The sequence below is a fragment of the Mesorhizobium sp. LNHC209A00 genome, assembly GCF_000502915.1.
In the GTDB taxonomy this organism is placed as follows: domain Bacteria; phylum Pseudomonadota; class Alphaproteobacteria; order Rhizobiales; family Rhizobiaceae; genus Mesorhizobium.
In genome coordinates, this window is record NZ_AYWT01000018.1 from 18,137 (window position 1) to 30,028 (window position 11,892).

Here is an 11,892-nt window from a genome sequence, read left to right on the forward strand (position 1 = left end):
CATCAAAGTGGAGACTTCGTTCATGACCCAATCCGCAGCAGGCGTCATGGACGCTGTTCTGCACGACCCAGAAAAGCCCGTCCCACCGTCTGGTCCCGCATGGGGTGCAGTCATTTCGCTTTCCTTGGGCACATTCGGGCTGGTCACGGCAGAGTTTCTGCCTGTCAGCCTGCTCACGCCCCTCGCGCATGATCTCGGTATNGCGGCTGGACAGGCGATGACGGCGACAGCTATCGTCGGGGCGATCTCGGCGCCGACGGTGGCCATCATCACAAAGCGCCTGGACCGCAGGACCGTCATGTGGACCATGACGCTGCTGCTGATCCTGTCGGACGTTCTGGCGGCCGGCGCGTGGTCGCTGGCGGTTCTCCTGACTGCACGCGTCGTGCTCGGCATAGCGCTCGGAGGCTTCTGGTCGATGTCGGCAGCACTGGCGATGCGGCTCGTTCCAAGCCACCTCCTGCCGCGCGCTATGTCGATCATCCTTACCGGCGTTTCCGTAGCTACCGTCTGCGCAGCTCCAATCGGCGCTTATGTCGGCGATATCTGGGGATGGCGAAGCGCCTTCATGCTCGCCGCAGCCGGCGCCGCCGCTACACTGCTCGTGCAACTCATAACCATTCCGAGACTGCCTCCGATTGGAGTGGCTAGCTTCCGAAGCCTGCTGGATGTGGCCAAGATTCCGATGGTCAAGGTTGCGCTTTTGGTTGTCCTGCTGGTCGCTTCCGGCCACTTCGCCGGAATCACCTATATCCGCGCCTTCCTTGAGAAGATTCCCGCGCTGGATGTCGAGACGATCTCGCTTGTGTTGCTGGCTTTTGGCATCGGCGGATTCTTCGGCAATTTGGCCGGCGGGCTGCTGGCCGAGTACAGTCTCAAGGCAGTCGCGGCCCTTGCACCGCTGCTCATAGCGCTAGCCGCTGTTTCGCTGCTGACGGCGGGAGCATCGGCCTTGGCCTCGGCGATTGCTGTTGCCGCGTGGGGGTTTGCCTTCGGCGCGGTGCCAGTGGGATTGCAGACGTGGATGGTACGGAGGGCCGTTCCCGAGCAGGCCCAAAGCGCCGGTGTGCTGCTGGTCACAGTATTCCAAGTGGCAATCGCAGCCGGCGCGATTTTCGGCGGACTATTGGTGGAGAATGCGGGGATTACCAGCGCCATTGCCTACAGTGCTGTTGCCACGTTCGTCGCTGCCCTCATAGTTTTCCTGCTCGGCCCGAAGCGCGAAACCTAGACCGCCTGACAGGAGAGATCTCAGCAGCGCAGCGGAACGAGAGTTCCAATCGCATGCACGGCGCGGCGCTTCGATTACGCATAGACCAGCGCAAGCGCCTCGCCGGCTTCACCTCCGGGCCACGCGACCTTCCCGCCAGACACGCGAACCTCGCCGGCGCCGGTTTCCATTTGGCGACGGTGAGCGCTGCCGGCGCGATTGAACCCTTGCTGGCGGTCATATCCTTCACGACAAGCCGCGCCGGCCATGCCCACAGAACGCCGGTGACGATGCCGCTCGAATAGCGCAGACAGGTCGGGAATTGCCAGTCGTGTCAACGGCGGCCGGATTACCCTCGACCTCGCGCACCTTGTTTCGGCCGCAGACTATCGTTCGGCAGCTTGATGATGTTGACCGCATAGCCTAGGAGCTATATATGACTTGGGAAGTCGTTTTTGGCGATGAGTTCGATGGGGAGTTCGAGGCGTTGCCCCAGACAGTCCAAGATGAGCTATTGGCCTCGGCTAAGCTGCTCGGTGTGTTCGGGCCCCAGCTGGGGCGACCGCATGCGGATACCTTGAATGACTCGTCGTTCGCGAACATGAAAGAACTTCGCTTCGACGCTGATGATGGTGTCTGGCGGGTTGCGTTCGCATTCGACCGGAAGCGGAAGGCGATCCTGCTCGTCGCCGGCGATAAGTCGGGCGTGAGTGAGAAGCGCTTCTATAAAAGTCTGATCGCCAAGGCGGACAAGCGCTATCAAGGGCATCTCGACCGTTTGGCGGCGGCGAAGAAGGTGAAGAAGTGATGGGACGCAAGCTTGACGACCTAATCGCTGCGCTCCCCGAGGATCGTCGGGAGCGGGTCGACGCGCGTTTCGAAGAGTTAAGGGGAGAAGTCGAGAGTCTCGGCGATTTGCGGCGTGCCGCTGGAAAGGCCCAGGCCGAAATCGCTTCGGTCCTCAAGATCAAGCAGCCTTCGGTCTCGAAGATCGAGAAACAAGCCGACATGTACTTGTCTACTCTTAAAAGCTACGTCGAGGCGATCGGGGGGCAACTCGAACTCGTCGTTCGCCTTCCCTCGCGCGCGCCCCTCCGTATAGAGCGGCTCGGCGACGTCGTGGCTCCCAAAGCCGTCTCCGTCCGTAGCGTTAAAAGAGCGGCAGGTGGACGTAGTCGCACAAAGGCCGCACGCGCCGGCTGACCTCACTCTGTTTCGGCTAAAGACTACCGATGGGGCGAGATGGTCTCGTCGATGCAAGGAGTAGGTATGAGCAACGTCCTAGTTAAGCCAAAGACCGACCTGCCCGCCGTCACACTGCCCGACGTGACCCCTCTCTCCTCGCCCATGCTAGCCCAACTTACCGCCGCGTTGGGAGTCCCTCGCAATGTGCTCGCCGAGGACGACCAGATCGCCCATGCTTGGTCCCAGCTCCCACGCCTGATCAAGAAGATCCCTCCGCACCTGCGCGATGAGCGGATCGTCAAAATGTGTGTCGCCGTCGCCAGCGGTCTGTTCGACGCAGCCATCAACTACGTTTGGAACGCGGCCGTGGTGGAACTGCGTGACAAGGTGCGACGGTTCGGCATCAACGTCGTCCCTCAGATCCTCGACGACAAGTCCTTCGACGAGGACACGCTCCTCGACCTCAAGGACGCCGAGCTGCTCGACCTCTGCCGTAAGCTCAACCTGATCGGTGACGACGACTTCTTCTTCCTCGATCAGTGCAGGGCCACACGCAACAGTTTCTCTATCGCACACCCAGCTGCGGGGACGGTCGACGAAGACGAGTTCCTGAGCTTCCTAAGCCGCTGCCAGAAGCATGCGCTCTCGAGCGCCCACAACCCTAAGGGGGTGGACACAAAGTCCCTGCTCGCCGCGCTGAAAGCAACGAAGTTCAAGAAGGATCAACGACAAGAATGGGAACGCCGTATCCAGGAAACATTCGAGGCCCAGCGCGAACTGATCTTCGTCATGTTACACGGCATCTACTGTGACCCAGCGTCGGGAGAGGAAGCCCGCCTGAACGCCATCGCAATCTGCGAATCGTTCAGTAACGACCTTAGCCCCCGGACCAGGTCGGCGCTGGTGGATCGACACCAGGACTATAAGGCAAAAGGCGACGAAGCCCGTCAGAAGGCTTCGCTGCAGTTCTTCGAGACGCTGGGCCAATTGTCGCTGCTGAGCGAAGCCGAGGTTCACAGTATCTTCACATCAGCGAGTAGGAAGCTCTTAAGTGTGCACAATGGCTGGGATAACTTCCACAACGAGCCGCCCTTCGCCGATCGGCTCCTCAAGCTGTCGCGGAAAAACCGCGTTCCGGAAACAGCGCAGGCCACTTTTGTGGAGGCAGTCGTGACGGCAGCTACTGGCAACTCATACGGCGTCTCGAACGCGGCGTCGCCGTCCTACAATGAGATGGTGAAGTCGTTCTCGCCAAACGAGGTCAAGCTGATGCTGGATCTACCGAAGGCCTCAACCCTCGTGGCAAGTCGCATCACATCGAACAGCGGCTGCGAGAAGCGGTTCCGCTCGCTCGTCGCTCTCGTTGATGCCAAGACGGTTCCCACGGGCTCGAAGAGCCTTTACGCAAAATGGGTTCCTAAGCCTTGATTCGCTGCGTTCCCGCTGACCCTGTTTCGCCCCTAGACTACTGTATGTAGGTGACCGGCAACCCGCTGGTTCGCAAAAAGGGGACGGCGAGGTTGAACGAGGAAGAACCCCCGGGATCAGATCCCGTCGCCAAGGCGTTTGCCTTCTTGTCCAAAGCCCAGAAGGCAGCCGAGGCGAAGGACGCACTAGGCATGATCGAGGCGCTTCATGCGAGTGGCTACCTCGCCGGTCTGAAGCGTATGCTCCAGTCCAAATGGTCCAAACTGCCCGCGGCCGATGTCGACGATAGCGTCGCCGAGGCGGTCGAAGGCGCGTATTCCGCTGTTTCGACAGGACGCAGGGTCGGCAGCATAGGTGCCTGGCTCTGGAAGGCGGCTGACAACATCGCGAACGGCCGATGGAACCGCGGCCACCTCGATATGCGTGAGATCGATGACGCGTCGGACTGCGCCGGCGAGATCGAACTATCCCCCGACGAGCGACGCGAGGCCGACGACCTTGCCGAATACCGGCGGACCGAAGCAGTGCGATTCGCACGCCAACTGCTCAGCGCGGTCGGTCACGGTCAAGTTCGGGACGTGATGGAACTCGTCATCGAGGCTGTCGAGGCAGGCGAACCCGACCTCTCTGCTGAAGTTGTCGCTGACACACTCGGCATTGGCCGGGACGCCGCGCGCGCGCTCATGTCGCGCGGGCTCGACCGGCTCAAGACCGCCGCTCGAACCCATGGGATCGAACTGCCCGAAGAAATCCCGTCCGACTTGGGCGCCAACGACAACGCCGAGTTCGAAGAGGAAACCTACCAATGAATGACCTCTCCAATGAGTTCCGCGAGCTTATCGCTGCAGCAGAGCGCGTCTCTGCCGACATGGGGAAAATCGTCCGCGACGTATTGCAGGCTGGCCTCGATCAGCCTCTCGACCGAGACGAGGCTCGCACCCTGCTTGGTCGCGTGCTCACGGTCATGCGCGAACGCGCCGAGGCGCGCGAGGATCGTGTGGTTGCAGCACAGATGACGGCGGATATCGACACGCTCATTGACCGCGTCGAGGCAGTGCGTGTCGCACTCCGCCCTCAGAGCCCAGCCGACCAGCCAAGTATACAGCTTGTCAGCTATAACGGAGTCCAACCGCGACCCATCCGCCCCACGCCTGTGTTCCACGAACGGAGCGTCCCGGTATGGGAGGGCTTCGTCCGCACGCGTGACATCAATCTTTGGGGTGAGAACCAACGTATCGATATCCACCTGAACCAATTCTTCCAAGTCCATGGTCGGACGCCGGAGGCAGACGAGCTGTTGGCGATCATGCTCGGGAAGATGAGTCTGCCAGGGCTCGCTGAGGACGACCAGTTCGAGATTGAAGTGCTGGCACGCAGCATTGCGGCAAACGGCGTCCGCAAACCCCCCATAATCGACCGGGAAGGCAACCTCCTGGACGGCAACCGTCGGATCACGGCTTGTTACTTCATTTTGAACAGCAACGACTTCGACGCTGACCAGAAGCGACGCGCCGAGTGGGTGCAGGTATGGCAGCTGACAGAACACGCAACCGAGGACGACCGCGAGGCAGTCATCGTGTCGCTCAATTTCGAGCCAGATCACAAGCAGGACTGGCCTCAGTACGTGAAGGCGCGGAAGGTCTACGAACACTGGCAGGCCCTCCTCGCGCTAGAAGGACGCGCCAATCCAGCGCCGGCACGGCAGAAGGATATCCGCCGGGCGATCGCTCGCAAGTTCGCGATCGCCACGGACGAGGTCAGCCGTTATGTCGGGATGATTGAACTCGCATCGGAGTTCGAAGACTACCATGTCACGGAAGGAAAGAAGGACAAATACGCCGTCAAGCATAAGGCAGAGAAGTACTTTCAGTACTTCGATGAGCTCGGGAAAGGTCGGCGTAATGGCGTGCTCGCAGCCTTGAACGACGATGAGAGCTTCAAGAGCCTCGTCTACGACCTGCTGTACGACGACAAGTTTAAGAACTGGAACCAGATCCGCGAACTACGCGCCGTCTCCTTAGATGATGAGGCTATGGCGTGTTTCCGTGAAGCCGGACAGCGCAACCGGAAGGAGGGGCAACAACTAATCGATACGGGGATCGCGCTCTCGAAAGCAAATCGAGAGGTCGAGCGTACGGTCGGAGCCAACAAGCGCGTAGAGGTCTTCACGAAATGGCTCGAGAACGCGCCGGTCAAGATTTTTCGGCCAGGCCCTCCCGATGCGCTCTCCCAGGAGAACCTTCACCGCCTGTATCGAGCACTAAAGCTTGTTGAGAGCTACGTCGTGCCTTCCGATGCGTCGACCTCGAGCGAAGCCCACCATGCGGGATAAACAGTGGGTTGGTCAGACCGCCGCCGATGTACGTGTCGGCGACGGGCTCGATGGTCTGTACTTAACCGAGAGAGACTCCCGAGACGCGTTAGGCCTGTTAGCCACTGTTAAGGCCGCGCTTGGTGGAGGCAACTCGGTGCGGCGCTCTGCGAACGGAGTGTTCGTGCCGCACCAGCTTGCCAGTCAACTCGAGCGGACTGACGATCTTATCCTGCGGTGGACTCCGGAGGCACGCCGCTTCGTTGAGAACAGGCGTCGTGCCTCCGAGGTCTTCGACGTAGCGGTGCGTCACGTCCAACGGCTCAAGGCTGAGGGGTCGGGCGCGGCCCGGGCTGAGGTCGAGGACAGCGCGGGTCTCGCCGTTCTCGACGCGCATCAGGTGCTTAATGTCGCGGCCATGACGATCAAGGAGGGGTTCGGGCTCTGCGTTTTCGACGAGCAGGGCGCGGGCAAGACAGTCACCCTTATCTACGCGTTCGACCTTCTTGCCGCTAGGAATGAGGCTGATCGCGTCTTGATCATTGCGCCCAAGAGCATGGTGCCCGAGTGGCCGAAGGACTTCGGGCGGTTTAGGCCAGACCTCTACCGCATAGCAGTGGTCTCAGGGTCTGCACGCGAGAAGCGTCGTGTTTTGCAGGATGACCCCGAGGTACTGGTCACTAACTTCGAAACTGCGGTGAGCATGGAGGGAGAACTCTCCGCACTTCTCCGCAGCCGTCCAGGCCGGACGGTACTCGCAGTCGACGAGTCGTTCTTTATCAAGTCCATGGACGCGCGGCGAACCCGCGCCATCCGGCGGCTCAGGGAGTGGTGTGGTCGCGCTTACGTGCTGTGCGGGACGCCCGCGCCGAATGCTCCACAGGACCTTGTCCAGCAGTTCAGCCTGGTCGACTTCGGCCTTGCCTTCGAAGGTCTCGAAGTCCCTACTGATCGAGCGGAGGCAGCTCCCGTCGTGCAGTCCGTCATCGACAAGCGTGGCCTCTACACTAGACACCTGAAGGCGGAGGTCTTGCCCGACCTCCCAGCGAAGAGCTTTCAACGCATCTTCGTCCCGCTCGCCCGGCAGCAGCGACGCCTCTACGAGCATACCCTTAACGAGTTGGTCTCCGATATCGAGCAGACCGACGAGAAGGAGTTCGGGCGTCGATACGCCAACTTCCTCGCCCGCAGATCTGCGCTCCTCCAGCTGTGCTCGAACCCCTCTGCGATCGATCCCTCATACAGCGAGACGCCCGCGAAGCTCGAAGCGCTAGACGCCGTGGTCAGCCGGTTGATGTCTGCGAACGAAAAGGTGCTGGTGTGGTCGTTCTATACGCAGTCGATCACAGCCATTGTCGAGCGCTATAAGGCGCATGGAGCCATGCGCTACGACGGGCAGGTTACCGACATCGACACGCGTAGAGAGACGGTCCGCCGCTTCCAGGAGGACAACGAGTCGATGATCTTGGTGGCCAACCCGGCGGCTGCGGGTGCCGGCCTCACGCTACACCGTGCAAGATTTGCAGTGTACGAATCGCTGTCCAACCAAGCGGCGCACTACCTGCAGAGTCTCGATCGCATCCATCGGCGCGGCCAGCAGCGGGACGTTGAGTATCTCATCTTGCTCTGCGACAAGACCCTCGAGATCCAGGAGTATGAGCGGCTCGTGACCAAGGAACTGGCCGCACAGTCGCTCCTCGGAGACGTGGTCACCCCTCCGCCCACCCGGGATACTTTCTTGGAAGAGGCTCGAGCTGCCGCTGACCTCCTGATGAAAGATTGATAATGGGTGTGCCAAGTCAACAGCACGACGCGCTGCGACTGACGGACACATTGGCAGTCATTGACGGGTTCTAGACTAAGCAACCGTGACTTTCCCGCGCTTCGCCTACACCTGTACGTCCGCCCGGGCAGAAGGGTTGTCGCGGCTCTCCGCATGGGATGGCTTGGTGCGACCAGCAACTTGTCAACCCGCATTGCTTTGGCGCTGGGAGTATCCCGCTGAGGGACAGAGTGCCCAAAGGGGACACTCTGGGCACTTGGGACGCATGGGTCGGCACAGCTCTCGACCGTGCTGGAGTACATTTACGTGGTAGTCGTACCGACAGTCCGGCGGCACCGCTGGTTCCAGATTCGCGACGAAAAGCCGGCTCGGCGCATCTCCAACAAGCATCAGTCGGCGGGACACGCGAGCAACGTGCGTATCGACCGGGAGCAGCTCGCGACCGAGGCTGTACATGAGCACGCACTTCGCGGTCTTCAGTCCGACGCCGGGCAGCGTCGTGAGGAAAGTCTCTGCGTCTCTGTCCGTCATCCGTTGGAGCGGTTCGAGTGTGACCTCGCCAAAGTCTCGGGCGAGTTGGTTGGCGATAGCCACCATACGTGGCGCTTTCTGGTTGGCGAGACCGGCATCTCCGATGAGCGCTTTTAGGACAGTCAGATCCATTTTCAGCAGTTGCGACCAGTTAGGCACAGCTGCCTTCAACCGGTTGTAGACACGCTCATAGCTCGGTCCTGTCGTCATCTGGGACAAGAGGATAAAAAAGAGCTCGTCGAGAGCGTCGTCTTTGTTATTCAGCCGCGGCGAGCGGTACCTCGCCTTCAGCAGGCCAGTCACCCGCCGCGCTTTCTCCGTCACAGATCGTCGGCTCCTCGTACAGCTCAGGGACCTCCGCGACTGCGGGCAGGCGCATAAGCGCGCGGAGTTCATCTTCAATCTCAGGCGCCGCGTATGCAAGCGCATCTCGCCGCAGCCGGCCTGGTTCTTTGTACCAGCCAGTGATCGTCTCTGTCTCGGTATCGTTCCGCATACGCGGTGGGTTCACGATTGTCCGAGGACGTTTCATGAGCTTTGTCAACAGATCGAGGTTGAAACACTCGACGTGCCCAAACCGTCCGGCAACCGAAGGCATAGACATGATGTTGCGGAGTGCACGGCCGGCTGCCTCGCCGAGGCCGAGAGGGACAGCGTTACCGACTTGCTCATATTTTTTGCGAACTGGGCCGGCGAATATCCAGTCGTCGGGGAACTCCTGGACACGAGCATACTCACGTACACTCAGCGGACGCAGCTCGGTCGGGTGACAGAGGCTCGTCGCTTTGCTATCGGGACGGGTCGTTAGAGCCGGACTCGGTCGATCCCAGGCAAGGCGGCGGAAGAAGCCAGACCGACCGCCCCATGAGTCGAACGCGCGACCGAGCGCCTCTTTGCGCACCTCATGTGGCAGGTCGCGCCAGTTGCCGCCCTCAGGCACCTGTTTCAGGAACTTCTCCCTGGCCGGGGAGAACGTGTAGAATTCTGGAAGCGGATCCGTGAGGCCGCCTACGGCATCCCGTAGAGTGCGCCATCGGGATTTGCCTTCCGCACCGTCCCGCGTATGCGTCGGCACCGGCATCTTGAGGGCTTCACCGTCGCGGCTCCCCAGCAACAGGAGACGTTGCCGCGTCTGGGGAGTCCCGTAGTCCGCGGAGTTCAGGATGTCGAAGACAGTGTAGTATTTCAAATCTCGCAGGTGCTCCACGACGACCTGGAATGCCGAACCGAGCTCTTCGTCAGGTGCAAGGGGCGGGTGTCCCGGACCACGCTTGCTCAGCGGCCGGTGCCGGGCGGCTGCCGACAGAAGCCCGCGAACGTTCTCCATGACGAAGAACCGCGGCTGGCTCTCGCGCACCACCCGGACGAAATGCTCGAAGAGCTCCCCGCGAGGATCAGCGAGCGAGCCGCGTGCTCCGGCCGTGCTAAAAACCTGACACGAAGGGCCGCCGGCAACCACAACAGGGTCACCCGGCCTTAGGCCGGCTATCTCAAGGATCTCCTCTGTCGACACGCCCTCGATAGGACGGTCGATCAGCGGCAGATCCGGCCGGTTCTTCCGGATCGTTGCTACCGCATAGGGGTTGCACTCCAGAGCCACAGCCACACGGAAGCCAGCCCTCTCCAGGCCAAGGTCCAACCCCATAGCCCCTGAGAAAAGCGAGATGACCGGGAGATCCGGCGCGTCAATTGCGTCGGCCACTCTGCACCTCCAAGCCAAGTTGTAATTGCCCGCGGTTCACGTCCTCGAAGAGTCGGGTGAGGGCGAGTTCGATCACGTAGCGTTTCGTCAGCCGCGGGTGTCGACGGTCGGTGACATCTAATAAGCCCTCATAGATCTTAGGCTCGACCGTGACCGTGAGCCGCGGCTCGTCCTTTTTCATATCGCGTAAACCCCCAAGTGCTTCGGCACAAGAATACACCAAGACTCACCAAAGGTCACCAAATATCTGGCCCCGGTAGCGGGATTGCGCCGGGCGAGGCTCCAGTGATCAGACCTCATTGCGTGATCGAGGCGAAACTGTGCACCGCGAACAATCACGGCGGTGAACCGCGGCCGTGTAGCCGCCGCAACCGCCAGGCAGGCGAGCAGCAACGGCCCGGAGAACACCAGTTGCTCGGCGGCGATGGTGCGGGTCGCATCCTGCACCGCTATCATGACGGCGCCCGCCGAAGCATGGCGAGTAATCGGACAGCATGCACAGCATTCAATCCCCGAAGGGGGCAGTCGACAAGAGACATATGGCGCGGCGCGAGCTCTGACGCTGTACGACTGACGCAAGCGGCTCTCAATCCTGGGCGTTGTCCTTGGTCCGTGTGAGGCGGCTTTCGCCTTCCTCCGGGCCGAAGCAGCTTTCGAAATCATTGCAGTCCCGGCAATTGGGGGAGCTGCACAGCGAAAAGCCTTCGGCCTCGCAGAGCTTGCGATAAAAGTATTTTTTCCATTTCATGTTTTGGGTGTTGCCGGCCGCCAGCGTCGGAAAATGCCAGGCGAGCAGGCGGCCGAGGTCGGTTCGATTGAAAAGGCCAAGGTCCTGCCAGAGGTGGTCATTGCGCATGGCACGCCGGGCGATGATCTTGGCGAAGCGGGCGCTCGCCGGGTCGCCATGTCGGGCATGCGCCAGCAGCAGTCCATGCAGAAGTTCTTCTTCCAGATCCGGCTCGGGCTCGCTCACCTCTTTCAAGCCAAACGCGTTGATAGGAAAACCAGGGAAACAGCGGACCAGGACATCGCGCAACTCGGCGCGCGAAAGTCCGGTTGCCTCCGTCGCCGTCGCCTCGCCGGCCTCGATCTCCTCGAGCGCACGTGAAAGCACACAGGCAAGCACATGCTGGTCGAACCTCCTCTCCAGCTCAATGTGCGGCCATTGGCCGGTGCTGAGCCGGGCATAATGTTGGGCAAATATGGTGCGTTCTCCTGGGTTCGTCCTATCAATTCATGCAGAGACCCGGCCTGCCGCAACATGGGCCGGGCAGTTCTTCGGGTGTACGCAGTCGCGGATCGCCTCGCGGTCGAGTAGTTCGGCAATTCTCGTCTGGTCCACTCGGCTCTGTCGCAAATTTTGTGATTGGAAGGAGGCGTTTCGCGAACCGCGGGGCCCTGCCGTTTGCGCCTCACGGGGAACACAGGCGCCGGAAATGCCCCTGCACAGTTGGACGTGAACCGTGCGGGACAGAGGTCGCGTGCTGAGTGCGGCCACATGGTTCAAGCCCGCCAGACTCTCGGTTGAATGAGTCCTCAAAGCGCGCAGCGGGTGAGTTCCAGCGCACGTTCAGGACAGGATCGCACGCCTCGTGATGCAGGCAGTTCCTCCCCTTCCGCAACTTCAATGTCACCGAGCAGGATGTAACCGTCATCATCGAGTTTGAAGATGTCAGGCGCTTGCGCCGCGCATCGCGCGTGGCCCTGGCATTTGGCCTTTTGGACGATGATGCGCATGGCAC

Annotated in this window: 14 protein-coding genes; 9 read left to right on the plus strand and 5 right to left on the minus strand. The window is 61.0% G+C overall.

Features of this window, described 5'->3' with window-relative positions; all coding sequences use genetic code 11:
* The first annotated feature begins 22 nt into the window (after window positions 1-22).
* From X739_RS140250 to X739_RS1000000170800, 9 genes are all read left to right on the plus strand, one after another.
* Window positions 23-1,231, plus strand: coding sequence for an MFS transporter (locus X739_RS140250; RefSeq protein ID WP_031252416.1), 1,209 nt, complete (start codon window positions 23-25; stop codon window positions 1,229-1,231).
* 53 nt (window positions 1,232-1,284) lie between these two features.
* Window positions 1,285-1,515: a hypothetical protein gene (locus tag X739_RS140245; RefSeq protein ID WP_023795958.1), complete on the plus strand. Its 231-nt coding sequence runs from the start codon at window positions 1,285-1,287 to the stop codon at window positions 1,513-1,515.
* A gap of 131 nt (window positions 1,516-1,646) precedes the next feature.
* The gene (locus tag X739_RS140240) at window positions 1,647-2,018 is read left to right on the plus strand and encodes a type II toxin-antitoxin system RelE/ParE family toxin (protein ID WP_023766880.1); all 372 of its coding nucleotides are present in this window, start codon (window positions 1,647-1,649) and stop codon (window positions 2,016-2,018) included.
* Entirely contained in the window at window positions 2,018-2,413 is a 396-nt protein-coding gene (locus X739_RS140235) for an XRE family transcriptional regulator (protein ID WP_023766881.1), read from the plus strand. The genes X739_RS140240 and X739_RS140235 overlap by 1 nt, the downstream gene beginning before the upstream one ends.
* 66 nt (window positions 2,414-2,479) lie before the next feature.
* Window positions 2,480-3,823: a hypothetical protein gene (locus tag X739_RS140230; RefSeq protein WP_023795959.1), complete on the plus strand. Its 1,344-nt coding sequence runs from the start codon at window positions 2,480-2,482 to the stop codon at window positions 3,821-3,823.
* Window positions 3,824-4,014: 191 nt separating this feature from the next.
* On the plus strand, window positions 4,015-4,632 hold the full coding sequence (locus tag X739_RS140225) for a hypothetical protein (RefSeq protein WP_156939986.1): 618 nt from the start codon (window positions 4,015-4,017) through the stop codon (window positions 4,630-4,632).
* Window positions 4,629-6,155, plus strand: coding sequence for a hypothetical protein (locus X739_RS140220; protein ID WP_023795961.1), 1,527 nt, complete (start codon window positions 4,629-4,631; stop codon window positions 6,153-6,155). The genes X739_RS140225 and X739_RS140220 overlap by 4 nt, the downstream gene beginning before the upstream one ends.
* Window positions 6,145-7,917 carry a DEAD/DEAH box helicase gene (locus X739_RS140215; RefSeq protein ID WP_023795962.1) on the plus strand — a complete coding sequence of 591 codons (1,773 nt, stop codon included), beginning with the start codon at window positions 6,145-6,147 and terminating at the stop codon, window positions 7,915-7,917. Before X739_RS140220 ends, X739_RS140215 begins: the two co-directional genes overlap by 11 nt.
* Before the next feature lie 306 nt (window positions 7,918-8,223).
* Complete coding sequence (locus X739_RS1000000170800) at window positions 8,224-8,565, plus strand: hypothetical protein (protein ID WP_245273950.1); 342 nt, start codon at window positions 8,224-8,226, stop codon at window positions 8,563-8,565.
* 139 nt (window positions 8,566-8,704) lie between these two features.
* Here the strand turns inward: X739_RS1000000170800 and X739_RS01000000166615 are convergent, their stop codons facing one another.
* The 5 genes from X739_RS01000000166615 to X739_RS140190 form a co-directional block, all read right to left on the minus strand.
* Window positions 8,705-10,150, minus strand: coding sequence for a DNA cytosine methyltransferase (locus X739_RS01000000166615; protein WP_023795964.1), 1,446 nt, complete (start codon window positions 10,148-10,150; stop codon window positions 8,705-8,707).
* Entirely contained in the window at window positions 10,134-10,331 is a 198-nt protein-coding gene (locus X739_RS140205; RefSeq protein WP_023766888.1) for a hypothetical protein, read from the minus strand. The genes X739_RS01000000166615 and X739_RS140205 overlap by 17 nt, the downstream gene beginning before the upstream one ends.
* Entirely contained in the window at window positions 10,328-10,606 is a 279-nt protein-coding gene (locus X739_RS140200) for a hypothetical protein (protein ID WP_023795965.1), read from the minus strand. Before X739_RS140200 ends, X739_RS140205 begins: the two co-directional genes overlap by 4 nt.
* A gap of 130 nt (window positions 10,607-10,736) precedes the next feature.
* Window positions 10,737-11,354: a nitrogen fixation protein NifQ gene (locus X739_RS140195; protein ID WP_031252419.1), complete on the minus strand. Its 618-nt coding sequence runs from the start codon at window positions 11,352-11,354 to the stop codon at window positions 10,737-10,739.
* A 332-nt stretch (window positions 11,355-11,686) separates the two neighbouring features.
* On the minus strand, window positions 11,687-11,887 hold the full coding sequence (locus tag X739_RS140190) for a ferredoxin (RefSeq protein ID WP_023770879.1): 201 nt from the start codon (window positions 11,885-11,887) through the stop codon (window positions 11,687-11,689).
* Window positions 11,888-11,892 lie beyond the last annotated feature (5 nt).